Source organism: Streptomyces sp. NPDC032198, from assembly GCF_040636975.1.
Lineage (GTDB): Bacteria > Actinomycetota > Actinomycetes > Streptomycetales > Streptomycetaceae > Streptomyces.
In genome coordinates this window covers 346,188-370,738 of sequence record NZ_JBEZVL010000010.1, presented here as the reverse complement: position 1 = coordinate 370,738, position 24,551 = coordinate 346,188, and the positions used below count along the sequence as shown (strand labels likewise).

General features: G+C 68.9%; 21 protein-coding genes and 1 pseudogene. 13 read left to right on the top strand and 9 right to left on the bottom strand.

What is annotated here, in order from left to right:
* Positions 1 to 201 precede the first annotated feature (201 nt).
* On the bottom strand, positions 202 to 789 hold the full coding sequence (locus AB0E78_RS27525) for an RNA polymerase sigma factor (RefSeq protein WP_361837583.1): 588 nt from the start codon (positions 787 to 789) through the stop codon (positions 202 to 204).
* A gap of 125 nt (positions 790 to 914) precedes the next feature.
* A complete protein-coding gene (locus AB0E78_RS27520; RefSeq protein WP_361837581.1) occupies positions 915 to 1,772 on the bottom strand; it encodes a hypothetical protein in 858 nt (285 codons plus the stop codon).
* 337 nt (positions 1,773 to 2,109) lie between these two features.
* On the opposite strand from AB0E78_RS27520, the gene AB0E78_RS27515 reads away from it, so the two are divergent.
* Positions 2,110 to 4,791, top strand: a complete 2,682-nt coding sequence (locus AB0E78_RS27515) for an FG-GAP-like repeat-containing protein (protein ID WP_361837784.1) — start codon at positions 2,110 to 2,112, stop codon at positions 4,789 to 4,791.
* A gap of 189 nt (positions 4,792 to 4,980) precedes the next feature.
* Here AB0E78_RS27515 and AB0E78_RS27510 read toward each other — a convergent pair whose 3' ends face one another.
* The 4 genes from AB0E78_RS27510 to AB0E78_RS27495 all read right to left on the bottom strand — a co-directional run bounded on the left by AB0E78_RS27510 (position 4,981) and on the right by AB0E78_RS27495 (position 8,952).
* On the bottom strand, positions 4,981 to 5,613 hold the full coding sequence (locus tag AB0E78_RS27510; RefSeq protein ID WP_361837579.1) for a hypothetical protein: 633 nt from the start codon (positions 5,611 to 5,613) through the stop codon (positions 4,981 to 4,983).
* 162 nt (positions 5,614 to 5,775) lie between these two features.
* A complete protein-coding gene (locus tag AB0E78_RS27505; RefSeq protein WP_361837577.1) occupies positions 5,776 to 6,282 on the bottom strand; it encodes a hypothetical protein in 507 nt (168 codons plus the stop codon).
* 117 nt (positions 6,283 to 6,399) lie between these two features.
* Complete coding sequence (locus AB0E78_RS27500; RefSeq protein WP_361837575.1) at positions 6,400 to 7,170, bottom strand: DUF4328 domain-containing protein; 771 nt, start codon at positions 7,168 to 7,170, stop codon at positions 6,400 to 6,402.
* A gap of 183 nt (positions 7,171 to 7,353) precedes the next feature.
* Positions 7,354 to 8,952 (bottom strand): glycoside hydrolase family 20 protein, encoded by a 1,599-nt coding sequence (locus tag AB0E78_RS27495; RefSeq protein WP_361837572.1) that lies wholly within the window; start codon positions 8,950 to 8,952, stop codon positions 7,354 to 7,356.
* 317 nt (positions 8,953 to 9,269) lie between these two features.
* Here AB0E78_RS27495 and AB0E78_RS27490 point away from each other — a divergent pair, with 317 nt between their 5' ends.
* From AB0E78_RS27490 to AB0E78_RS27445, 10 genes and pseudogenes are all read left to right on the top strand, one after another.
* Positions 9,270 to 9,821: a 2-oxo-4-hydroxy-4-carboxy-5-ureidoimidazoline decarboxylase gene (locus AB0E78_RS27490; RefSeq protein ID WP_361837569.1), complete on the top strand. Its 552-nt coding sequence runs from the start codon at positions 9,270 to 9,272 to the stop codon at positions 9,819 to 9,821.
* Positions 9,822 to 9,970: 149 nt separating this feature from the next.
* Entirely contained in the window at positions 9,971 to 10,351 is a 381-nt protein-coding gene (gene sdhC, locus AB0E78_RS27485) for a succinate dehydrogenase, cytochrome b556 subunit (RefSeq protein WP_283779093.1), read from the top strand.
* 6 nt (positions 10,352 to 10,357) lie between these two features.
* Positions 10,358 to 10,849, top strand: coding sequence for a succinate dehydrogenase hydrophobic membrane anchor subunit (locus AB0E78_RS27480; RefSeq protein WP_361837565.1), 492 nt, complete (start codon positions 10,358 to 10,360; stop codon positions 10,847 to 10,849).
* Between the two features lie 16 nt (positions 10,850 to 10,865).
* Complete coding sequence (gene sdhA / locus AB0E78_RS27475) at positions 10,866 to 12,620, top strand: succinate dehydrogenase flavoprotein subunit (protein WP_361837564.1); 1,755 nt, start codon at positions 10,866 to 10,868, stop codon at positions 12,618 to 12,620.
* Positions 12,620 to 13,390 (top strand): succinate dehydrogenase iron-sulfur subunit, encoded by a 771-nt coding sequence (locus AB0E78_RS27470; protein ID WP_361837562.1) that lies wholly within the window; start codon positions 12,620 to 12,622, stop codon positions 13,388 to 13,390. The genes sdhA and AB0E78_RS27470 overlap by 1 nt, the downstream gene beginning before the upstream one ends.
* A gap of 133 nt (positions 13,391 to 13,523) precedes the next feature.
* Complete coding sequence (locus tag AB0E78_RS27465) at positions 13,524 to 14,171, top strand: hypothetical protein (protein WP_361837560.1); 648 nt, start codon at positions 13,524 to 13,526, stop codon at positions 14,169 to 14,171.
* On the top strand, positions 14,171 to 15,241 hold the full coding sequence (locus AB0E78_RS27460) for a hypothetical protein (RefSeq protein ID WP_361837557.1): 1,071 nt from the start codon (positions 14,171 to 14,173) through the stop codon (positions 15,239 to 15,241). Before AB0E78_RS27465 ends, AB0E78_RS27460 begins: the two co-directional genes overlap by 1 nt.
* A 280-nt stretch (positions 15,242 to 15,521) precedes the next feature.
* Positions 15,522 to 17,378, top strand: a pseudogene (locus tag AB0E78_RS27455) (RHS repeat-associated core domain-containing protein); the annotation flags it as partial.
* 54 nt (positions 17,379 to 17,432) lie between these two features.
* Entirely contained in the window at positions 17,433 to 17,990 is a 558-nt protein-coding gene (locus AB0E78_RS27450) for a hypothetical protein (RefSeq protein WP_361837554.1), read from the top strand.
* A 125-nt stretch (positions 17,991 to 18,115) separates the two neighbouring features.
* A complete protein-coding gene (locus AB0E78_RS27445; protein WP_361837552.1) occupies positions 18,116 to 18,571 on the top strand; it encodes a VOC family protein in 456 nt (151 codons plus the stop codon).
* 27 nt (positions 18,572 to 18,598) lie between these two features.
* On the opposite strand, the gene AB0E78_RS27440 is transcribed toward AB0E78_RS27445, so the two are convergent.
* Positions 18,599 to 19,168: a MarR family transcriptional regulator gene (locus AB0E78_RS27440; protein WP_361837549.1), complete on the bottom strand. Its 570-nt coding sequence runs from the start codon at positions 19,166 to 19,168 to the stop codon at positions 18,599 to 18,601.
* A 79-nt stretch (positions 19,169 to 19,247) separates the two neighbouring features.
* On the opposite strand from AB0E78_RS27440, the gene AB0E78_RS27435 reads away from it, so the two are divergent.
* Positions 19,248 to 20,639, top strand: a complete 1,392-nt coding sequence (locus AB0E78_RS27435) for an MFS transporter (RefSeq protein ID WP_361837547.1) — start codon at positions 19,248 to 19,250, stop codon at positions 20,637 to 20,639.
* Here AB0E78_RS27435 and AB0E78_RS27430 read toward each other — a convergent pair.
* On the bottom strand, positions 20,567 to 21,022 hold the full coding sequence (locus AB0E78_RS27430) for an Lrp/AsnC family transcriptional regulator (protein WP_361837545.1): 456 nt from the start codon (positions 21,020 to 21,022) through the stop codon (positions 20,567 to 20,569). The genes AB0E78_RS27435 and AB0E78_RS27430 overlap by 73 nt on opposite strands.
* 130 nt (positions 21,023 to 21,152) lie before the next feature.
* Here AB0E78_RS27430 and AB0E78_RS27425 point away from each other — a divergent pair, with 130 nt between their 5' ends.
* The gene (locus tag AB0E78_RS27425; protein WP_361837542.1) at positions 21,153 to 22,094 is read left to right on the top strand and encodes an SMP-30/gluconolactonase/LRE family protein; all 942 of its coding nucleotides are present in this window, start codon (positions 21,153 to 21,155) and stop codon (positions 22,092 to 22,094) included.
* Here the strand turns inward: AB0E78_RS27425 and AB0E78_RS27420 are convergent.
* Positions 22,091 to 24,535, bottom strand: coding sequence for an MMPL family transporter (locus tag AB0E78_RS27420; protein WP_361837781.1), 2,445 nt, complete (start codon positions 24,533 to 24,535; stop codon positions 22,091 to 22,093). The two genes, AB0E78_RS27425 and AB0E78_RS27420, sit on opposite strands and share 4 nt — an antisense overlap.
* Between the last annotated feature and the right edge of the window lie 16 nt (positions 24,536 to 24,551).

The window sequence follows — 24,551 nt, the reverse complement described above, 5'->3', positions numbered from 1 at the left end:
CCCGCGCCCCTGACGGGGCGCCCCCTCAGGCACGCCAATCGTCGTGGGGGCGAGTAGGCGGAGAAGGTTCAACCCTGGTGCGGGCGAGACGGAACGCCGCGACCGCGTGGCGCTGCGCATCCGCGTCGACCCGCTCGGCACGGATCGCCTGCGCGAGGATCGTGGCGAGGGGCTTCGCGGCCGCCCCCGGCCACCGCCCCCTCATCGCGAACCGCCCAACTGCCGGGCAAGCCGCCGAAGCCCCCGGTACGCGGCGGTCCGCACCGCCCCGGGCCGCTTCCCCAGCACCCGCGCAGCCGTGGACGCGTCCAGGCCGACGACGACCCGCAGCAGCACCGCCTCCGCCTGATCCCGCGGCAGCCCGGCGATCAGCGCGAGCGCCTCCCCCGTGGAGATCGACTCCAGCGCCTGCTCCGGCGTGCTGTGCGGCCCGGGCAGATCGAGCATGTCCTGTTCGAGGGCGGACGGACGCGGCCTGACCTTCTGGCGCCGCAGATGGTCGAGGGCCCGGTGGCGCGCGATGGTCGCCGTCCAGCCACGGAAGCCCGCGCCGTCACCGCGGAACCGCCCCAGATCGCGGGCGATCTCCAGCCAGGCCTCGGCCGCGATGTCCTCCGCGACCTCGCCGTCATGGCCGACCAGACCCCGCAGATAGCCGACGAGCCCCGGCTGCACCAGGCGGTACGCGACCGCGAAGGCCGTCTCGTCGCCCTCCTGCGCCCGCGCGACCGCGACGCCGAGCTCCTCGTCCCGCGCCCGTACGCGACGGGGTTCCCCTCCTCGACCCACGCTTTCCCATCCGAACCGACGCGACACAGCTCACCGTGTCCGTGCCCCCACGCTGAGCTGCGCCAGGGCCCGCGGAAATGTCACAGGTACGGATCACAGGTACGGATCACGGGTATGGACGGGAGTCAGACCTCGAACAGCGAGCCCCCGCCGACATCCATGCCGAGCGCCTCCAGGTCGAGGACGAGGGACGGGTCAGGAGCGTGCGCGGTGACCGGCTTGTCGTAGTCGGACATCCGCATCTCCATCTGCTCGTCGCCCCGCGTCTGCGCCATGCCGACCATGTACGGCTTGTCGCCCGTCGCCACATAGGCCGTCATGTCGTGCCCGCCGTCCGTCCCGGCGAGCGGGGTGACCTTCTCCCCGTGCCACCGCATCTCCGGCAGGGCGCGGGCGCCTTTCATGTCGGTGTCGGCGCCGTTGCCCAGCCGGCCGAACACCTTGTCGAGGTCGCACATCTTCGCCGGGGACGCGGCGACCGAAGTCCCGGCCCCCTTCGGCATCTTCATGTACTTGCCGCGCGCGAGCGCCGTCCGTTCCCTCGCCCTGGCCGCGATCTGCGGGCCCCGCGCCACGGCGGCATCGCGGATCGCGTCCAGCGACGCGTCCGAGAACCGGACGTAGACCGAGCCGCCGCCGACCATGACCAACTCGCCCTGCTGCATGGGCCCCGAGTCGAACGTGCCCGTGCAGTTGCTCCTGCGGTCCATGTGCACCGAGACCTCCTGGTGCCCCTTGGGTGAGTTCATCTCGACCCCGATGCGCACGGATTCGGCGTTCTTGAGCAGCTCCACGGCCTCCCGCCCGAGCCGCTCGCCGCGCACCTCGTCGGCCGGGGCCGGCGATTCCGTCGGCGTCCGCTCGACCAGCCCCTCGAACACCCTCCCCTTGCCCTCCGCACCGCAGGACACGAGCGCCCCCAGCACGAGACAGCAGGCGACTCCCCGCCCCCACCGGCGTCTCTCCTTCACCACTGAACCCATCGCCCCCACAGTCCCCACCCGCACTTTTCGTTCACAGCTGTCAGTTGACCCAGCGCAATCTTCTGTCCACGCGTCACACCCCGCGAGTGCGGGATACGTCACGTCACATTTCGCCCACCCCCGTACAACCGTTTGAGCCGTCGGACAGTCGTAAGCACTCGCTTTGGTCAACCGGTTCAACCAGCAATTCCGCTAAGGGGTGGGGCATTTGAGCCCGCGCAAACCGCGCGAAGCAGCGCGAAGCACGCACGCGTACAGGCCACTGAGTCTCAAGCGCAGGGCGTGGCTGACGATCGGGGCCGTCGTACTGGGGGGCGCGGGGGCCGTCACGTACGCGATGGCCGATCCCTCGGACGGGAAGCAGGCCGGCGACGTCTCGCGCGACAAGCGCCCGGTGAGCGTGCACGACATCGCGCTCAAGGCCGACGGCGCCAAGGAGAGGGAGCTGCCGCGCACGTCGACCGAGCAGTTCTCGCTGCTCGGTGTCTCGTGGACCGGCGTGACGAAGGAGCTCGAAGGCACGGCCCAGGTCCGCACCCGCTCCATCGAGAGCGACAAGTGGACCGGCTGGCAGAACCTGGACCTGGAGCTGCATCTGCCCGAGAAGGCCGAGGCGGGCATGCGGGCCGCTTCCGAGCCGCTGTGGGTCGGCCCCTCGGACGGCGTGGAGGTCCGCGTGCTCGCGGCGGACGGCAGCACGAGCGCCGCCCTGCCGAAGGGCCTCGAGGTCAACCTCGTGGACCCGGGTGTGACGTCCAAGGAGGCGAACAACCCGGCGCTCGACGGCTCGGCGATGGCCCCGGCGGCCTTCGCGGCCGACGCAGCCGATGCGGCTGACACGGTGGGCGCGGCTGACGCGGTGGGCGCGGCTGACGCGGCTGACGCCACCGAGACGCCCTCGCCCTCGGAGGCCCCCGCCTCGCCGGAGCCGACGTCGCCCGAGCCCACCGCATCGGACCCCGCATCGGACCCCAGCGCCTCGGACCCCGGCACCGAGCCGCCCACGTCCCCCGCCCCCACGGGCTCGCCGTCCCCCGACCCGGAGCCTTCGGTCCCGACGGCTCCGCCGTCGACCGTCACCAAGCCGCCCGTGATCAGCAGGGCCGCCTGGGGCGCCGACGAGTCCCTCGTCAAGGACCCGCCGGAGTACATAGAGAAGGTCAAGGCGGTCTTCGTCCACCACACGGTCGGCACGAACGACTACAGCTGCGCCCAGTCGGCGTCCCTGGTCCGCGGCATCATGACGTACCACGTGAAGACCGAGGGCTGGAACGACCTCGGCTACAACTTCCTCGTGGACAAGTGCGGCCAGGTCTTCGAGGGCCGCGGCGGCGGCACCGATCTGCCGGTGCGCGGCGCGCACACGTACGGCTTCAACGGCGAGTCCGCGGGCATCGCGGTCCTCGGTGACTTCGAGGGCGACCCCGCCACGAACAAGCCCGCGGGCAAGCCGACCCGCGCCGCGCTGGAGTCGGTCTCCCGCGTCGCGGCCTGGAAGCTGGGCCAGTACGAGGGCGACCCGTCGGGCAAGGTCACGCTGACGGCAGCCGACGACACCGGCGTGTGGAAGAAGGGCGACACGCCCTCGCTCAACACGATCTCGGGCCACCGCGACGGCTTCGCGACCGCCTGCCCCGGCAAGAACCTGTACTCCAAGCTCGGCGAGATCCGCCGCTACGCGACCAGCGCCGGCCGCAACTCGGCCATCCCGACCTCGGACTTCAACCGCGACGGGATCACGGACCTGGTGGCGGGCACGCCCAAGGCGTCGGGCGGCGTCGGCAGCCTGACGATCGTCCCCGGCGGCCTCGACGGCCCGGTGGCCGGTTCCAAGAAGACCCTCACCCAGTCGAGCCCCGGCGTCCCCGGCGCCTCCGAGGCGGGCGACAACTGGGCCGCGGCCACGGCGTGGGGTGACATCAACGGCGACGGCTACGCGGACCTGGCGATCGGCGCACCCGGCGAGGACGACGCCACGAACAAGGACCGTGGCGCGGTCACGATCCTCTACGGGCCCGCCTTCGACTCCGGCACGGACATGCAGCTGGCGGACGACTTCCACTACCCGGGCGCCAAGTTCGGCTCGGCCGTGGCGGTCGGCGACTTCAACGCCGACGGCAAGGCGGACGTCTTCTCGGCGTCCACCGGCACCGGCGGCACGTGGGCGGCACGCTTCAAGGCGGGCACCGAGGTGGGCGGCACCCTGACGTCGGGCGACACGGCCATCTCGTACGCCGACGCCGCGTCCGGCGACTTCAACCGCGACGGCTACGCGGACGTGGCCCTCAACTACCGCGACCAGGCCGGAATCGGCAAGGTCCAGTGGTTCAAGGGCACCGAGTCGGGCCTGAGCCGGGTGGGTTCCCTCTCGGTCAAGGGCGGCCGCTCGGTCGCCGTCGGCGACGTGAACGGCAACGGCTACGACGACCTGGTCATCGGCCAGCCGTACACGGCGGAGTCGGGCGCCTTCGCGGGCGGCCAGGTGACGGTCGTCCCCGGCACGTCAACAGGCTTCACGACCACAGGCCTCAAGACGGTCCACCAGGACACGTCCGGGGTCCCTGGCGCCGCCGAATCGGGCGACGCGATGGGCTGGTCGGTCTCGGCGGGCGACTTCAACCAGGACGGTTACGCGGACGTCCTGGCGGGCGCCCCGAACGAGGACATCACGCGGGACGGTGCGGCCAAGAAGGACGCGGGCACGTCGCTCCTCCTGAAGGGCACGTCGTCGGGCCTGACCGGCACGGGCGCGCAGGCCTTCTCCCAGGACACGGAAGGCATCACGGGCTCCACGGAGTCCGCGGACCGCCTGGGTTCGTCGGTGCTCCTGGCGGACCTGTCGGGCTACGGCCGCGCGGACCTCGCCATCGGCGTGGACGGCGAGGACGAGGGCAACGGCACGATCCTCCAGCTGGACAGCGGCGCGTCGGGCGTCTCGACGACGAGCGGCGTGTACTACGGCCGTACGCAGCTGGGCACTCCGGCGGCGGCCCACTTGGGCGAGACGCTGACGCCGTAACACTCGGCGCTAGGCGCTAGGCAGAGGGAAGGGCGGGGCGGCCGTGGCCGTCCCGCCCTTCCCTCTGCCACCACCCGGCGGGAGCTGCAGGAAAGTCCCGGTCCCGCGCGCGATCCGCCCAGTTGGGCGCGGAGGCCGGCGGGAAATTCTCGCAACAGCCAGACCCCAGAGACGATGCGCCGCCCCCTCCTACACCCGCCCCCGCTCCCTCCGCGAAACGACCGCCCGCAGCACCCGGCGTCCCTCGGTGGACACATCCAGTGCCTGCCGCAGTCCGCCCGCGCCCGTGCTCCGGTCGGCGAGGAGCTCCAGGATCCGGATCTGCCTCCGCAGTTCGGCCGCGACCAGCGGTGAGATGTCCTCCGTGCGTCCCGCGCGCCGTGCCCGCAGGGACGCCGAGCGGGGGCCGCCGTCCGGCGCGGTGTCCAGCAGCCGGTGGATCTGCAGCGCGGCGACCGAGCAGGCGTCGGCCCACTCCCGCAGTTCGGCGGTGGAACGCGCGGAGGGCGCGGCGCCGAGCATGCGGTACACGAGGACGACGGCCTCGTTTCCGGGCGACCTCCCGGCGGACTTCTGGGAGAACACCCCGGTGAACGTCCCGGAGGACTCCTCCAGGACGTCCGAGCCGCCCAGCTCCACCCGCGCCTCGGCGAGGGCCGTGTCCCAGGCCCCGTCCTCCGCGAGACTCCGCCAGAGCGGCCGCAGCACCTCGTCGCCGCCGCCGAGGAGCGGCACGCACCGGTCCAGGCAGGCGAGCCCACTCGCCGCCAGACCCCTCTCGTCTGCCTCAGCGATCAACTCGACCAGACTCGGGCCGCTCATGATGTACGCCTCCCGTTGCGGACTCTGCATGACCTCTACTGCGCCCGGACCCGCAGGAACGTCACATCAAGCCACGCCCGGCATCACATCAGGCCATCGGAGGGCGTGGCCGTCGCGGGCCCGGCGGTCCTTCCGCTCGCCGCGGCGTCGAGCTGCGGCACCTCACTGCGGTACCACTCCGAGACGGTCCAGGAAGCGGAAGAAGAGTTCCTCCGCCGACGGTTCGGCGGCGGCGTTCAGCACGTCGAGCAGCGGCGCGGGCGCCACCGTCCTGCCCGACTCCGCCGCCCACGTCACCGCACGGTCCGCCGCGTCGCGCGGTTCGAGGAAGTAGTCCTCCAGGGCGAGGCCGTCGTCGCCGAGGTATCCGGCCATCGCCTCGCGGGCCAGGCACGTCGTCCATACGCCGCTCTCCGGCGCCGCCGCCTCGATGACCACGCAGTCGCTGTCCATGACGTAGCCGAAGAGTGCGGGTGAACCCGTCTCCAGGGCCAGGGTGTTCATGTTGCCGACGTCACGCGCGCCGTCACCGCCCGGCACCTCCCACACCTGCCAGCCGTCGTCCCGCTGGACGAGGAGGCTGAGCTCGTCCCGCACCGCCGCCACCGCCGCGAGTTCCACGAGTGGCCGCTCACTCCTGCCCACGACGTAGTAACCCCAGTAGCCCATGCTCGCGTCCCCCCGTGTGTTCGACTCTGCTCAACTGCGCTCGACGACTTCGATCGGCTTTGGGCGAATACACCACAGACGTAAGCAAGTTCGCCACCAAAAAGCCGAAAACGGATCTCAAGCGCTTTCTCCGTCGAGGCCGGGCATCGGCGCACCCGCCCTGGCCTTCGCGTCCTGCATCCGCGTGAGGCGGCGTACGAAGAGGATCGCGAGGACGGCGGCCACGATGTCGAGCGCGTCGGAGAACATCAGCTTGGAGACGGCCGCCTCGACCTCGTCGACCTCCTCGGCGTCCCAGTACGCCGTCGTCGCCCAGCGGCCGACGAAGAGGGTCGCGAGCCACAGCGTCCACCAGGCGTTGACCAGCGGGTGCGACGGGCGGCCGGCCGGGCCGGACAGGGTCATCGTCCGGTCGAGGGCCACCGAACGGGGGCCGCTCGCATCCCAGATGTCGATCGCGATCCGCCGCGGGAACCACAGGTTCACGACCGGCACGAACCAACTGCCCACGGTCCAGCCGCGTGTCTTGGTCTGGAGATACGGCTCGAACACCTCGGCGTTGACGCGGACCCGGTGGAACCAGCAGAGAAAGACGACGCACGTCGCCACCAGGGCGGCCGTCTGCAGCCAGCCGGAGACGCCGTACAGCGTGTCCGCCCGCTCGGCCTCGCGCACGAGATCCGAGCCGTACCACCCCACTGTGTCGCGCGAGATGCGCAGATCCTCCATCGCGCCCTGGATGACCGTGCCCGCCCACAGCGAGTACAGGTCGGCGGCGATGACGACGCCCAGCAGAGCGACGGCGGCCCGGCCGAGTCCCATGGGCGAGCGGAGGTAGGCGGAGCGTCCGCCGGGCCGGCTCGCCTGGGCGGCCACCGTGACGCACATGTCACAGAGGCCTTCCGACGTCGTCGCCGTATTGGACTGACATTCCGTGCACAGCATGACCGAGCAACCCCCCACGGGTTCGTCCAGGAGCATCCAGGAGTGTCAAGGACGTCCAAGAGCGTCCAGGACAGGACGACTGAGGCCGCCCACGTCCCTCCCCAGGGCGTCGGCGGCTCCCGGAACCTACCCCGTCCGGTCGGCCAACTTCACGAATTCCCGCCAGGACAGGCCCGGTTCGCGTGCATCCCACAGCTTCTGGACCGTCGCCCGCAGCGGCATCCGGATGCCCTGCGCCACCTGCTCCTGCGTCTGCGAGTTCGCCAGGTCGCACCAGACCGCGAAGGAGCCGCCGAGGATCTGGTCGTCGTACTTGGCGTCCACCGGCTTCGTCCCGCGGATCACCAGCGGGGTCCACTGCTCGTAGATCCGCTGCCCGGTCGGATAGCGGAAGGTGTTGGGCTGGCCGAGCACGTAGTAGAGGTACTCGTCGTTGTAGTTGATGACCTTCCGGCCCGCCTTCAGGTACTCGGCGGGCTCCCTCGCCCCGATCTCCTTGCCTGTCCAGTACGCGACGTCAAGATCTTCGTCGGCCTTCTCCACGCCGCCGCTGAAGAACCCGTCGTTCCAGGCCCTGAGCCCGCGCTCGAAGGGGCGCATGGTCTCGGCCCGGTCATTCAGCCAGCCGGTCGCCAGGTCCTGGACGCGGGCGTCGGACCCGTACTTCTCGCGGGCCGCCGACGCCAGTTGCGGATAGCTGGCCTCGGGGTCGGCGACCGTGAGGGCGCGGTACTCGTCGGCGCCGAGATGCCAGTAGCGCCCGGGGAAGAGGTCCGCGTACTCCTCGAGGAGGTCGTCGACGATCTCCGCGGCCTGCGGCTTGGAGATGTCGACCGCGCCGCGCGCCGCGACGCCGCGGGTGTCGCGGAGCTGGAGGGAGGGGTGCGCGGCGATGACCGTGCCGAGGTGGCCCGGCGAGTCGATCTCGGGCACGACCGTGATGTGGCGGCTTGCCGCGAGCTTCAGGATGCGGCGGACCTGGGCCTTGGTGAGGTGGTCGCGCGAGACGATCTCGGGGTGCGAGTCCGACTCGATGCGGAAGGCCTGGTCGTCGGAGAAGTGCAGGCCGAGCTCGTTGTACTTGAGGTCGCCGAGCTCGCGTACGCGGTCCTCGATCCACTTCGCGTCGAAGTGCTTGCGTGCGATGTCGATCATGAATCCGCGCTGCGGCTTGGCGGGCTCGTCCCGTACGACGCCTTCGGGCGCGGTCCGGTCGCCGCGCACCTCCTGCTTCAGGGTGCGGGTCCCGTAGAAGACACCGGCCTCCTCGGGGGCGGTGATCTTCACCCGCTGCCCCTTCACGGAGAGGGTGTACGACTCGTCCCTGCCGCCGGAGGCGTCGGCGCCCTCCGGGTCGAGCGCGAGCTCCACGTCGCCCTTGCGGGGGTCGGCGTCACCGGCGTACGCGAGCTTCAGCTCACCGGCGAGCAGCTTGCCCTCGTCCGCGAGGTCCTCGTCACCGGTGACGACACGCCCGCCGTCCGCCGGCTTCCAGCCCGGTCCGCGCGCAGCGCTGTGCTCGCGGACGGCGGGGATGGTGGCCGGGGCCTTGGAGAGGGGGTACGACTTCGTGGGCGAGGGGGCCGGGGAGACCGCGGACTTGTTGTCGGAGGGGGGATGCGCGGGCCCGCCGTCACTCCCGCCGCCGGGCCAGACGGCCACGGCGAGGGCGACGGCACCGGCGACGAGGGCCGCGGAGGCGAGGGCGAAACGCCGCTGGATCATCGGCTGCCGCCCGGGCACGGGAAGCCCGCCGGGCGGCCAGACGGTCCGGTGGGACCTGTGAAACCTGTGGGACCCGTGGGGCCGGTGGGAAACGTCCGCCGCGAGGCGGCGGCGCAGGAATCCCCCCACCGGGCAGCGGGGGCGAGACGAGCGGCGCAGGCAGCAGTCATGCGGCGAGGGTAAGACGTGCCCCACAGCGGTACCGTCCACCACGCGAAGCGAAACTCTCCCATCCGGGTGAAATTCACGCATCCGTCAGACAGTCCCCACCAAGCCTCGCTAGCGTTACGACAAATCCCCCACGTCTCCCCCTTTCGATGCCCCCTGCCCAGGAGCCCCCGCTGTCCCCGCACCGTTCACCGAGCCCTCAGGCGCAGCCGAGCCGCGTCCCGGAGCAACTGAACAACGCAGAGCCCGGCGCCGCCGAAGCCGCGCTGCTCGCCTGCTGCGGCAGCCATCTCTGGGCCCGCCGACTCGTCGCCCACCGGCCGTATCCCGACCTGGACGCCCTGCTCGCCGCGTCCGACGAAGCGGCGTACGACCTGCCGCCCGCGGACCTCGTCGAGGCCCTGGCCTGCGAACCTCTGCGTCCGGTGCTCCCCCGGCAGGGCACCTACACCGCCGCGCACACCGCCCTGCAGGCCGCGCACGCCGCGTACGAGAGCCGGTTCGGTCACGTCTTCGTGATCTGCCTGGACGACGTCCCGCCGACCCAGGCGCTCGACCATCTGCTCGCCGGAATCCGCACGCGCCTCGGCAACGACCAGGAGGAGGAGCGGGTCATCGCGGCCGAGGAAATGCGGAAGCTGGCCCGCGGGCGACTCACCCGGCTCGTGCACGACCTGAATAGCCCGTACGTGCCTGTTTGATTGCCTGTTTGATCACACCTGGCTACCCCGCGCGAGCGAACCGACAACTCGTCGATACGATGACGAGCGGCCGGTGGACCGTACCCGGCCGGGCCCGTCCGACCACCCAAGCCGGCTGGCCCCAATCCCCGCTCCCGGAGGGTTCTGCCGTGCCGGCTGGAACGCTGTACCGCGGCCGGGAAGGAATGTGGTCCTGGGTGGCTCACCGAGTCACCGGCGTCCTCATCTTCTTCTTCCTGTTCGTGCATGTGCTGGACACCGCTCTCGTCCGCGTCTCCCCGGAGGCGTACGACGATGTCGTCAGCACCTACAAGACCCCCCTCGTCGCACTCCTTGAGTACGGCCTGGTCGCCGCCATCCTCTTCCACGCGCTGAACGGCCTGCGTGTCATCGCCGTCGACTTCTGGTCGAAGGGCCCGCGCTTCCAGAAGCAGATGCTCTGGACCGTCGTCGGCATCTGGGTCGTCCTGATGGTGGGGGCGCTCTACCCGGTCCTCGGCCACGCCGTCCGCGAAGTCTTCGGGAGCTGACGCCTGATGTCCGACACCACGCTCGAGAAGTCCGGAGTGTCCGGAGTGGGTCCCGTCGAAGGCGCCTCGCTCTACGACGTCGACAACCCGGCTCCCCTCATCGAGGCGCCGCGCAAGCGCACCTCCAAGACCCCGCGCTCGACCCGCGGCAACTTCGAGATGGCCGCATGGCTCTTCATGCGCCTGTCCGGCGTCGTCCTGGTCGTCCTGGTCCTCGGCCACCTGCTGATCCAGCTGGTGCTCGACGGCGGCGTGAGCAAGATCGGCTTCGCGTTCGTCGCGGGCCGCTGGGCCTCGCCGTTCTGGCAGGTCTGGGATCTGCTGATGCTGTGGCTCGCGATGCTGCACGGGGCCAACGGCCTGCGCACGGTCATCAACGACTACGCGGAGCGCGCCAACACGCGCCTGTGGCTCAAGGGCCTGCTGTACACCGCCACGGTGTTCACCATCCTTCTGGGCACGCTGGTGATCTTCACCTTCGACCCGAACATCCGCTAAAGCCGAGGCGAACCCAGTGAAGATTCACAAGTACGACACTGTCATCGTCGGCGCCGGTGGCGCGGGCATGCGCGCGGCCATCGAGTCGACGAAGCGCAGCCGCACCGCGGTCCTGACGAAGCTCTACCCGACCCGCTCCCACACCGGTGCGGCGCAGGGCGGCATGGCCGCCGCGCTCGCCAACGTGGAAGAGGACAACTGGGAGTGGCACACCTTCGACACGATCAAGGGCGGCGACTACCTGGTCGACCAGGACGCCGCCGAGATCCTGGCGAAGGAAGCCATCGACGCGGTCCTCGACCTGGAGAAGATGGGCCTGCCCTTCGGCCGTACGCCCAAGGGTGAGATCGACCAGCGCCGTTTCGGCGGTCACTCCCGCAACCACGGCGAGGCTCCTGTCCGCCGTGCCTGCTACTCGGGCGACCGCACCGGCCACATGATCCTCCAGACGCTCTACCAGAACTGCATCAAGGAGGGCGTGGAGTTCTTCAACGAGTTCTACGTCCTGGACCAGCTCCTCGTAGAGGTCGACGGCGTCAAGAAGAGCGCGGGCGTGGTCGCCTACGAGCTCGCGACCGGCGAGATCCACCTCTTCCAGGCGAAGTCCGTGGTCTACGCGTCGGGCGGCACCGGCAAGTTCTTCAAGGTGACGTCGAACGCGCACACCCTGACGGGTGACGGCCAGGCGGCCTGCTACCGCCGCGGTCTGCCGCTGGAGGACATGGAGTTCTTCCAGTTCCACCCGACCGGCATCTGGCGCATGGGCATCCTTCTTACGGAAGGCGCCCGTGGTGAGGGCGGCATCCTCCGTAACAAGGACGGCGAGCGCTTCATGGAGAAGTACGCGCCGGTGATGAAGGACCTCGCGTCCCGCGATGTCGTGTCCCGCTCCATCTACACGGAGATCCGTGAGGGCCGCGGCTGCGGCCCCGAGGGCGACCACGTCTACCTGGACCTGACGCACCTCCCGCCGGAGCAGCTCGACGCCAAGCTCCCGGACATCACGGAGTTCGCGCGCACGTACCTCGGCATCGAGCCCTACACGGACCCGATCCCGATCCAGCCGACCGCGCACTACGCCATGGGCGGCATCCCGACGAACGTCGAGGGTGAGGTCCTCGCGGACAACACCACGGTCGTTCCGGGCCTGTACGCGGCGGGCGAGGTGGCCTGCGTGTCGGTCCACGGCGCCAACCGCCTGGGCACGAACTCGCTCCTGGACATCAACGTCTTCGGCAAGCGCGCGGGCATCGCCGCCGCCGAGTACGCGGCGAAGAACGACTTCGTCGAGCTCCCGGAGAACGCCGAGGAGCTGGTCGTCTCCCAGGTCGAGCGGCTGCGCGACGCCACGGGCAACGAGCGGGTCGCCGAGCTTCGCAAGGAGCTGCAGGAGACCATGGACGCCAACGTCATGGTGTTCCGCACGGAGCAGACGATCAAGACGGCGGTGGAGAAGATCGCGGAGCTCCGCGAGCGCTACCTCAACGTCTCGATCCAGGACAAGGGCCGGCGCTTCAACACCGACCTCCTGGAGGCCATCGAGCTGGGCAACCTGCTCGACCTGGCCGAGGTCATGGCGCAGTCGGCCCTGGCCCGCAAGGAGTCGCGCGGCGGTCACTACCGCGAGGACTTCCCGAACCGCGACGACGTCAACTTCATGCGCCACACCATGGCGTACCGCGAGGTAGGCGACGACGGCGCCGAGTCGATCCGACTCGACTACAAGCCGGTCGTGCAGACCCGCTACCAGCCGATGGAGCGTAAGTACTGATGGCAACCCCGACCCTCGACAAGGAAGACGCCAAGCCCGAGGCCGGCTTCGCCGACTCCCCGTACATCACGGTCACCTTCCGCATCCGCCGCTTCAACCCCGAGGTCTCGGCGGACGCGACGTGGGAAGACTTCGAGATCGAGATCGACCCGAAGGAGCGTGTCCTCGACGCCCTTCACAAGATCAAGTGGGACATGGACGGGTCGCTGACCTTCCGTCGCTCCTGCGCCCATGGCATCTGCGGCTCGGATGCCATGCGCATCAACGGCCGCAACCGCCTTGCCTGCAAGACCCTGATCAAGGACATCAACCCGTCCAAGCCGATCACGGTCGAGGCGATCAAGGGTCTGACGGTCCTGAAGGACCTGGTCGTCGACATGGACCCGTTCTTCCAGGCCTACCGCGACGTCATGCCGTTCCTGGTCACGACCGGCAACGAGCCGACGCGCGAGCGCCTGCAGTCGCCGGAGGACCGCGAGCGGTTCGACGACACCACGAAGTGCATCCTGTGCGCGGCGTGCACGTCGTCGTGCCCGGTGTTCTGGAACGACGGCCAGTACTTCGGCCCGGCGGCGATCGTCAACGCGCACCGCTTCATCTTCGACTCGCGTGACGAGGCGGGCGAGCAGCGCCTGGAGATCCTGAACGACAAGGACGGCGTGTGGCGCTGCCGCACGACGTTCAACTGCACGGACGCCTGCCCGCGAGGCATCGAGGTCACAAAGGCGATCCAGGAAGTAAAGCGGGCGCTGATCACTCGGCGCTTCTGAGTTCTTCTTCGTCCGTACGTTGACATGGGCCCCGCTCCTTCGAGGAGCGGGGCCCATGTGCGTCCCCATGACCCCCACAGATAGCGTGTGTTCGCTTGTGTTACGCCCTCACCACCCCACGGGAGAGTCCAGAGTGAACCGCCGCCCCATCCGGCTCCTGACCGCCACGCTCACCGCGTCCGCGGCCTTGTTGTTGACCTCGTGCGGATCGGGGGGCGACGACGGCGGCTCCTCGGACAAGATCGAGGGGGCGGGCGCCGGGGGCGACAAGGCTTCGGCGAGCGCTTCCGCGAAGCCGGATGGGGTGAAGCGGCCGGAGATCAAGCTTCCGGCCGAGTTCCAGGCGAACTTCGCGAACTGGACGAACAGCGACCCGAAGGTCCAGGAGATCCTGGACGACGGCAAGGAGGAGCTGCGGGCGAAGTACGCGGCGATCATCGAGTCGAACCCGGAGTCGGAGGCGGTGGCGTTCTACGACTCGGGCTCCTCCCTCACCACGGCCCGCAAGTGGATCAAGAGCTTCGCCGACACCGACGACAGCCTGATCGGTGAGATCAAGGCCTACAACCCCAAGATCAACGTCAGCGGCAAGGACGCAGCCGTGTTCTTCTACTGCGTTGACGAGCGCGAGTCGTCCACGAAGAACCGCAAGACCAAGAAGGTCACCGCCACCCCCGACACTCCTGACTCCGTGCTGCAGTACCGGGCCAGGCTCACCAAGTCCAAGCAGGGTGTGTGGCAGACGGCCTCGCTCGAGACCGTCCCGGGCGGGTGCAAGTAGTGCGGACCACCTCTAAGGCGGGCGTCTTTCTGCTCGCCACAGCCCTCACTCTCGGCTTCTCGTCCACGGCGGCGTACGCCATCGGGGACAAGAACAACCAGAGTCCGCCGGGTCCTTCGGGCGGCGCGAACGGCAACACGCTGAACGCCGGGGTCGGCACCACGAACATCAAGGTCAACCAGGTCAGCGGCGGCAAGGGTGGTTCCTCCGCCAAGGGACTCGCTCCGGTGGACCCGAACTGGAAGCCCCCTGCCTGCTGGTACGAGCCCGTGGCGACCTCCGAAGAGGTGAAGGCCGCGACGGACCAGCTCAAGAAGACGCCCAACGAAAACCTGGTCAAGGTGACACCCACGCTCAGCTGGGGCCAGGAGCTGATGGTGAACACCTTCGAGAAGGACAAGTCGCCGAGCGACGGCATCAAGAGCTACAAGAACTTCAACCTCGGCAAGGACGGCAAGTTCTGGCGCGGTGTCGTCAACCCGGCCATGAAGGACGATCCAGGGGGGTACGACTGCGAAGAGATCCTCTTCTGGCAGGATGCCGGCACCCTCCCGAAGATCGACAACGCCCCGACGCCCGAGGTCCTCGCCTCGTACGCGTACGACAAGGTCAAGGTCCCCGACACCAAGGTCGAGCTGAAGCCCGAGGCCAGGTCGACGGTGAACATGCCGACTTGGGTATGGCTGGACAAGGGCAAGTTCGAGCCGGTCAAGGTCCGCGCCGAGCTGCCCGGCACGGGCCTATGGGCGGAGACCACCGCCAAGCCGGTCGCCCTCCACCTGGACCCCGGTACGAAGGACGCGCGGACCTTTCCCGCATCCGGCGACTGCAAGATCAACGACGACGGCAGCATCGGCACTCCGTACACGAAGGGTTCCTCCAAGCAGGACCCGCCGTGCGGCATCTCCTACCTCCGCTCCACCGGCGGCAAGCCGTTCCAGCTGAAGGCGTCCATCACCTGGGAGATCACCTGGGAGGGCTCCGACAACACCGGCGGCGACCTCCCGAACGGAACCTTCGACGGGACGCAGGACGTCAACGTCCAAGAGATCCAGTCCATCAACCGATAGACGAAGCACGAGCCTGGCGGGGGTTGCGGTATGGCGGGGAATCGTCCGGCGGATTGGCATGTCCTTGACTTGGACAAGGACCCGACGCCGGGTGATCCAGACCGGGTTCGGAACCTCGCCAAGAATCTGCACGACTTCGCCGACGATGTCTCGAAGGTCCTGCGCGACATCAAGGGGATGGCGGGCGAGGACGCGATCCTGACCTGGGCGGGCAAGACGGCAGAATCGTTCACGTCGGAGTTCGAGGACGCGCCGGGGAAGCTGAAGAAGCTCAAGAAGAGGCCGTTCGCTCACCTATACACACGACCCCGCGGGCCGGCTCACCTCCCGTACGGATGTACTCGGTCAGACCATCACTTACGAACACGACGCGCTCGGTCGGCTTATCCGTAAGAACGCCGATGGTGCGGTCACCGCCTTTGCGCATGACTCCTCGGGTCGCCTGACGCACGCGTCGGGCCAGAACTGTTCGTTGGTCCTGGAGCGGGACCAGTTCGGTCGAATACTCTCCGAGAGTGCCAACGGCCAACTCCTCACCAGTACGTACGACGTAATGGGCCGACGCACCAGCCGTACGACCCCAACCGGGGCAACCAGCACCTGGACCTACGACGAGGCGGGGCAGCTCGAACGACTCACCGCCTCCGGACGCGTCATCGACTTCGATCGCGATCTGTCGGGCAGGGAAGTGGCACGACGCAACGGCGCGCACTTCTCCCTGGCTCAGGACTTCGACGAATTGGGGCGCCTTACCAGCCAGTCGGTAACCGGCAACGGGGGGCGCCGCATTCAGCATCGCGCCTACGCCTACCGTGATGACGGCAACCTGGTAAGCGTGGACGACCAGATGTCCGGGACTCGTCGTTTCGATCTGGACATGGCAGCCCGAGTCACAGCTGTCCACGCAGCCGACTGGACCGAGTCCTACGCCTACGACTTGGCCGGCAACCAAACTCAGGCGGAGTGGCCCCGCAGCCACGCCGGTCACGAGGCAACCGGAGCGCGCGACTATTCCGGCACCGGCATCACCCGGGCAGGGCGGATCCGCTACGAGCACGACGCGCTCGGTCGTCTCGTGCTTCGCCAGAAGACCCGCCTGTCCCGCAAACCGGATACCTGGCGCTACTCCTGGGATGCTGAGGATCGCCTCATATCTGTCACCACTCCAGATGGCACCCACTGGCGCTACCTCTACGACCCCCTCGGCCGTCGTATCGGAAAGCAACGCCTTGCCCCCGATGGGAGTGCGGTCGTTGAGGAGACTCTCTTCACTTGGGACGGCACCAATCTGTGCGAACAGACGACCTCGGCAGCAGAGTTGCGTAATCCAGTGACCCTGGCCTGGGAGCATGAAGGTCTGAACCCCGTCGCCCAGACGGAGCGGATGATCTCGGTCGACACCCCACAGGACGAGATCGACTCCCGATTCTTCTTGATCGTCACCGACGCCATCGGGACTCCCACCGAACTCATCGACGAAGACGGTGGAATCGCCTGGCGCAGCCGCGCCACCCTCTGGGGTTCGACAGCGTGGGCAACCGACAGCGTCGCTTACACTCCCCTGCGCTTCCCCGGCCAGTATTTCGACCCCGAGACTGGCCTGCACTACAACTTCTTTCGCCACTACGACCCCGAAACTGCTCGGTACGTCAGCCCGGACCCTCTCGGACTCGCCCCCGCCCCCAATCCGGTCGCCTATGTTCGCAACCCCTGTCTCTGGAGCGATCCGCTCGGGCTTACGCCCTGCCGGGTCTTCGCCGTGGACAGCGCCGGAACCGCTCAATCACTACCGGTCGCTCACTTCGACGAGCACACGTTCCCCGGTGTGAACGACAATCTGTCGGAGGCGTTGGCCAGGGGCGAGAGCCCAATCGTCGAACGCCAAACCGGCCGCCGGAACATTCGCCGGAACCGGCGTCATGCCCAACGCGGTCTGGACCGACCCGGCGATCAGATGACGTGGGAGGAATTCCCATTCGCTTCGTCACGCCAAGGTGGCCATGGCGCTGTGACAACTCTGATCGAAAGGGCCGAGAACAACAGGCAGGGAGGGTTCTTGAGCAGCTTCTACGCTGAGCATGGTATTCAGAACGGCGATTCGTTCTACGTTGCCCCTGAAGGGTGGTTCAGGCGCTAGCCTGTAAAATTCACGTCGCCCACCTGCTGCACCTTTCACCCCTTCGAGGAATTCATGACTGCAGTGACTGAGTTGTTGGACGGAATCCAAGAGCAACTGTCGATGCTGAGGAGGCCTGTGGCGTCCGACCTTGTGCGTCCAGGGCTTCCTGAGACCGAGTTGAACCAGACGCTCGGCGACCGTGCACCGAGTGAAGTCAAGGAATGGTTCTCTTGGTGCGACGGCACACGCCGCCGCACAGGACAAACTGTGGACGCCGCCGCCTTCATTCCTGGTTACATCTTCCCCTCGGTCGCAGAGGCCGGGCGTGTTCGGCGGCTTGGAAATCCCGACCTGGACATGATGGGAGAATGGTTCCCCATCCTCCTGTCCGCCTCATCCGACCTTTATGCAGCGGTCTGGAAGGACAAAACTTTCGTCGGTGTTGCAGGGGTCCTCGTGGGCGCCGATACAGAAATCGAATTCCTTTCGGTCCTGGAGATGCTCCAGGTGCAACTGTCGGCGTACACGAGCGGCGCCTACTTCGTGGATTACGAGGGGGAATTCGAAGTCGATGACACTCTTCTCGACGGCGTGTTCAGGCAGATCACGGGGCGAGAACCGCTGGACTGATGTCGCCGCCGTCGGTCGGAGATCGGACTGACGGGCATGGTCCGGACGGTCGAAGAAACGCACACACGCAGCGCGGCTCATGCGCGCCTGCGCTCGGTTTCAGGGAATCGACTTACCCTGACGGAATGTCAGACAACCAGTCGGTCGGCCTGTCGGTTGACCAGCCCGTGCGTCAATCCGCTGACCGGTCGACCGAGCTGCTCGGCTTCGACAACGTCCTGTTTCCCGTCGGCGACCTCGGCGAAGCCGTCGACTTCTATGAGCGGTCCGGGTTCCCCGTCGCGCACCGGATCGATGAGATCGGGCTCGCGATTCTGAAGGTGGGGAAAGAGACCCCCGGGATTCTGCTGCGGGTGGAGGAGGGGGTCGAGCATCGGCCGTCCGCCTGGTCCACGCCCCGGGTGTGGCTCGAGGTGGGCGACGCGCGGGCCGCCGGGCGGGCGCTGGAGGATGCCGGGATCAAGGCGCTCGCGCCGCCCTTCTCCGTCGCCACCGGGTACACCGTGGAGTTCGCCGACCCGTGGGGGAACGTCGTGGGGTTCACCGACTATCGCAAGCGGCCGGAGCTGGCGCGGAGTTAGCCGGTACGGGGGCCGTAGGGGCGCGTGTCACTGCCAATGCGCCCCGCCGCCCTCCTCCGCCACCACCATGATCCGCCGCAGCATGTCCGAGAACTGAGCGCGCTCCTCGCCTGAGAGCACCCCGAGGAGGCGGTACTCCTCGTGGCCCAGGACGTCCATCGCGCCCAGCCAGATCGACCTGCCGGACGCGGTCAGCTCCACGTCCACCCGGCGGCGGTCCGCCTTCGACGGGGTACGGCGGATCAGGTCGCGCTTCTCCAGCCCGTCCAGGCGGCCCGTCACGGAGGCGGGGGCCAGGTCCAGGTCGGCGGCCAGCTCGGAGGGGGTCGCGCGACCGCCCCGGCCCGCGAGTTTGTGGAGGGTGTCGAACTCGTGTCGCTCCAGGGCGAAGTCGACCAGGGATTGTTCGCGGACCCGGCGCAGATGGACCGTCAGCTTCTTCAAGCGCGTGACCGCGCCCTCGATGTCGGGATCGAGGCCGGGGAGCACCGGTAGCCAGCGCTCCACATGGCCGTCCGTCCAGTCGCGCGACACTCTGCTCTCCCTCCCCTCCCCGTCTCCCGCGCCCGCGTTCTCCTTCTCGCGCCTCTTCGCCATGCACGCAGCCTACTTCCGCGTGCTTCGGTCCCTTATATTTCGTTGACGAATAGTTCGGTACCGAAATACAGTCCCCTCCATGCTGTCGCATCCCCTGCTGCGCAACCGCTCCTTCCGGCTGTTCTTCGTCGGCCGCTCCCTGTCCCTCATCGGCGATGCCGTCATCCCCGCCGCCCTCGCTCTCGCCGTCGTCCGGGCGACCGGATCCGCCTCCGCGCTGGCGCTCGTACTGGGTTGCGCGATGGGGACGAGGCTGCTGTTGCTGCCGCTCGGCGGTGTCGTGGGCGACCGCTTCAACGCTCGCACCGTGGCCCTCACCGCTGACCTGGTGCGCTGCGTGACCCAGCTGTTCGTCGGGCTACAACTGCTCGGCGGTGATCCCCAGTTGTGGCACATCGCCCTCGCCGAAGCAGTCGGCGGCGCCGCGTCCGCCTTCGCCATGCCGACCATGTCGCCGCTCATCGCGGGGATCGTCGCCGCGAAGGACCGGCACGCGGCCAACGCCGTCCTGGGCGTGGTCCGCAGCAGCGCCCCCCTCGTCGGCCCCGCGCTCGCCGGGCTGCTGATCCTGACCGCGGGACCCGGCTGGGCGTTCGTCCTCGACGGCGCTTCCTTCGCCGTCAGCGCATGCCTCCTCACGGCGGTCCGGATCCACCGCACGGCCGCCGAGGAACCCTCCGCACGCCGCTCCCTCCGCACGGACCTCGTCGAGGGCTGGCACGAGGTGCGGAGCCGGGACTGGTACTGGACCAGCCTCGTCGCGCACTCCGCGTGGAACGGCGCCGCCGCCGTCCTCATGACGCTCGGACCCGTCATCGCCGTCGAGGAGTTGGGCGGCGAAGGCACCTGGATCGCAATCCTCCAGACGGGCGCCGTCGGCCTGCTCGCCGGCTCCCTGCTCGCCGGGCGCGCCCGGCCGAAGCGGCCGGTCCTGGCGGCCAACCTCGGTCTCGCGACGTACGCCCTGCCCCTCGCCCTGCTCGCGGTCGAGGCCCCTACGCCGGCCGTGATCGCGGCGTACGGCCTCGCGCAGGCGGGGCTCGGCTTCCTCAGCCCCATCTGGGAGACCTCGGTGCAAGCGGCGATACCGTCCGGCGTACTGGCCCGCGTCACCTCGTACGACTGGCTCCTTTCGCTGGCCGCGATGCCTCTCGCGTACATTCTCGGGCCGCTCGCGGCGGATGCGTGGGGCACGGCGACCCCGCTGTGGATCGCGGCGGCCTTGGTGGGAATCGCCTGCGCGGGGACGGCGGCGGTGCCGGGAGTGCGCAACTTCGGGGTGCGTGACTTCGGAGTGGGCGACTCCGAGGTGCGTGACTTCGGAGTGGGCGACGGCGGGGTGAGCGACTTCGGAGTGGGCGACGGCGGGCGTCAGCCCACCCTCGGCGATACGGGCCCTCAGTCCACCCTCGGCGATACCCCCGGCGACACCGGCCTCTCGAAGAACGTCTCCAGGGACACCGTCGCCTGAGTCCCGCTCACCCCGTCGATCGCGTACAGCCGCCGCAGCACGTCCTGGAGTTGCTCCGTCGTCCCCGTGCGGACCTTCACCAGGACGCTCGCCGCGCCCGCGATGACGTGCGCCTCCTGGATCTCGGGGATCGCGGCGAAGTCGTCCGCCTTGTCCCCCATCCACGCCGTCGAGTCGACCATGACGAAGGCCAGCACGCCCTGGCCCACGGCCGCCGGGTCCACGTCGACCGTCGTGCGGCGGATCACTCCGCGCTCGCGCAGTTTGCGTACGCGCTCATGGGTCGCACCCGCCGATAGTCCCACCGACTTGCCCAGGCTCGCGTAGGGCTGGGCGGCGTCCTCTTGCAGCAGTGCGAGCAGTTCTCGGTCGGTGTCGTCCATCAGCCGTGGCCCCGCCATCCGTCGTCAACCCTTGCAAACTCCTGGAACTCTTGACGCACACCATATCTCGTACTGCAATATCGTCGTACTACCGAATGTCATTCATTCATTACAGAAGACAGGGGTCGTCATGTCCTCCCAGAAAGTCCCGACGTCGTACGAGATTCTGGACGACCGCTTCCGCACGGGGCGATGCGCCAACGGCGACGCCAAACTCGAAGTGCTGTACGACGACTGCCGGTGGGCCGAAGGGCCGCTCTACCTCCCCGCCTGGCGGCAGCTCATCTGGAGCGACATACCCAACGACCGGCTGCTGCGCTGGGACGAGGCGACCGGCACCGTCGGCGTCTTCCGTACGCCCGCCGGATACGTGAACGGCAACACCCTGGACCGCGAGGGGCGGTTGATCAGCTGCGAGCAGGGCAACCGGCGCGTGACCCGCACCGAGCACGACGGCCGCGTCACCGTCCTCGCCGACCGCTTCGAGGGCAAGCGGTTCAACAGCCCGAACGACGCCGTGGTCCGCTCCGACGGGTCGATCTGGTTCTCCGACCCCGACTTCGGGATCACGAGCGACTACGAGGGGTTCCGCGCGCCCGCCGAGATCGGTGCCTGCAACGTCTACCGGGTCGACCCCGTGACCGGTGACGTACGGATCGTCGCCGACGGGTTCGAGGGGCCGAACGGGCTCGTCTTCTCGCCCGACGAGCGGCAGTTGTACGTGTCCGACTCGCGCGCCGCCCAGATCCGCGCCTTCGATGTGCGCGACGACGGCACCCTCTCGGACGGCACCGTCTTCGCCGAGTCGAAGGACTCCGGCTTCGACAACATCCGCTTCGACGACGAAGGGCGCCTCTGGGCTGCCGCCCTCAACGACGGGGTGCACTGCTACGACCCCGACGGCACCCTCATCGGACGGATCGCGGTCCCCGAGGCCGTCGCCAACATCGCCTTCGGTGGACCGAAGAACAACCGGCTCTTCATCGCTGCGACGACCTCGCTCTACTCGCTGGTGATGTCCGTTACGGGGCTGCCGAGGGTCCGGGCCGTCCGCCCCGGACCCACCGGCTAGTTCACCGCGTCCATCTCGCCGAGCGCCAGCTCCACGTCGTACACCAGCGGTTCGTCCGCGACCACGATGTGCCGTGCGCGGGCCGCGTAGCCGGGGGCCGTGACGGCCAGCAGATACGCGCCCGCCGACGGTGCCGCGACGATGTACGAGCCGTCCGCAAGTGAGGTCACGCGGTCCAGCTGACCGCCCCCCTTGGAGAGGAGGGTCAGGGTCGCGCCGTCCACCGGTTCGCCGTCCGCGGTGCGGATGAAACCGTGCACTACGGAGGCGACGCCCTCGCCGTCGGACTGCCCCACGCGCGCGTGGGGCAGGGGTGCCGTCTCCTCCGGTGCTTCCCGCGGCTCCACCGCCAGATGCGGAAGACGCTTCTCCAGGCCCGCGGGGAGCCACCAGTTGGAGCGGCCGAGCAGGTGCATGGCGGCCGGGACGAGGGCCGTGCGCAGGATGAACGCGTCCAGGGCGACCGCCGCGGCCAGGCCGATGCCCGCCATCGCGCCCTCCATGTCGCCGCTTAGGACGAACGCGGAGAAGACGCAGATCATGATCAGGGCCGCGCAGTTGATGACCCTGCTCGTCTCGGCGAGGCCGACACGCACCGCCCGCGCGTTGTCCTTCGTGTGCACCCATTCCTCGTGCATGCGGCTCACCAGGAACACCTGGTAGTCCATCGAGAGCCCGAAGAGCAGCGACAGCATGATGACGGGCAGGAAGGCGGTGATCGGGCCCTCCTTGCCGATGCCGAGGAGCTCCGTGCCCCAGCCCCACTGGAAGACCGCCACCAGTACGCCGAAGGAGGCGGCCGCCGCGATCAGGTTCATCAGGGCCGCCGTCAGCGGTACGACCAGCGAGCGGAACGCGATCAGCAGCAAGAGGAAGCCGAGCGCGATGATCGCTCCTACGAAGTAGGGCAGTCGATCACCGGTGACCGCGGCGAAGTCCTTGAAGACGGCGGTCACTCCCCCTACGTGGGCGTCGACTCCGGCTTCCGGAATCACGTCTCCCCGTAGACGGTCGATGAGCTGGTCCGTCTCCTCGGACTGGGGGGACGTGGTCGGGACCACGTTGATGACCGAGATGCCCTCCGCGGCGGGCGGGGCCGCCGCCACCCTCGCCACGCCCTCCGTCTCGCGGATGGCCGACACCAGGGCTCCTGTGTCGGTCTCTTCGGCCACTACTTGGAGTGGCCCGTTGAATCCCGGACCGAATCCCTCGGCCAGCATGTCGTACGCCTGCCGGGTCGTCGTCGACTCCTGGTGGTTGCCCTGGTCGGTCGCGCCGAGCCGCAAGGAGAGCAGCGGCAGCGCCAGGAAGGCCATCACCACGAAGGCGAGCGCCGCGATCGAGCGCGGACGCTTCTGGACGTACGAGGACCAGCGCGCCGCGAGTCCGCTCGCCTCGGCGGGCTCCGGTCCGGTCGCGGCGAGTCGGCGCCGCTGCCTGCGGCTGAGCACCCGGGGGCCGAGCAGTCCGAGCAGCGAGGGCAGCAGCGTGATGGCCGCGAGGACGCTCAGGATCACCGTCAGGGAGGCCGCGATGACCACGCCGTCCAGGAAGCGCATGTTCATCACCAGCATCCCGGCGAGCGCGATGCACACCGTGCCGCCCGCGAAGAGCACCGCGCGGCCCGAGGTGTTCATGGCCTGCACCGCGGACTCCTCGGGCTTCATGCCGCGCAGGATGCCGCGCCGGTGCCGGGTGACGATGAAGAGCGCGTAGTCGATGCCGACGCCCAGGCCGATCAGCGAGCCGAGCAGCGGTGCCACTTCGGGGATGTCCGTGACGTGGCTCAGCAGCATCGTCGAGAGCATGCCGAGGCCCACTCCGAAGACGGCGATGACGATCGGGAGCACCATCGCGAAGAGCGAGCCGAAGGCCAGGAAGAGCACGACGGCCGCTGCCGCGATGCCGACCGTCTCGGCGATGCCGGTGGGCGGCTCCTGGATGCGGGTGATCGCCTGGCCGCCCAGCTCGACCTGGAGGCCGGAGCGTTCGGCGTGCTGAGCCGTGTCCACGACGTCCTGGACGAGGTCCTTGGGGACGGAGTTGGCCTCCTCGGCGAAGCTCACCTGGGCGTAGGCGATGCGCCCGTCCTCGCTGATCTGCGCGGCGCCCGCCGCCTTGGACGCGTACGGGCTCGCGACCTCGCCGACGCCCTTCATGCCGGCGATCTCCTTGAGCGCGGGCTCTATACGGGAACGTACGTCCGCGTCACGGGCCGAAGCGCCTTGGTCGACGCGCCAGACGACCGTGTCGGTGTCTCCGGAGCTCTCCGGGAAGGCCTTCGTCATCAGGTCGTACGCGCGCTTGGAATCCGTGTCCGGCAGGGAGAACACATTCGAATAGTCGGTTCCCGCCGAGGTCCCCGCGGCCCCCAGTCCGAACAGGGCTCCCACCCACAGCACAAGGACCACCAGACGGTGCCGATAGCACCATCGCGCCAATGCCGCCACGATCCAC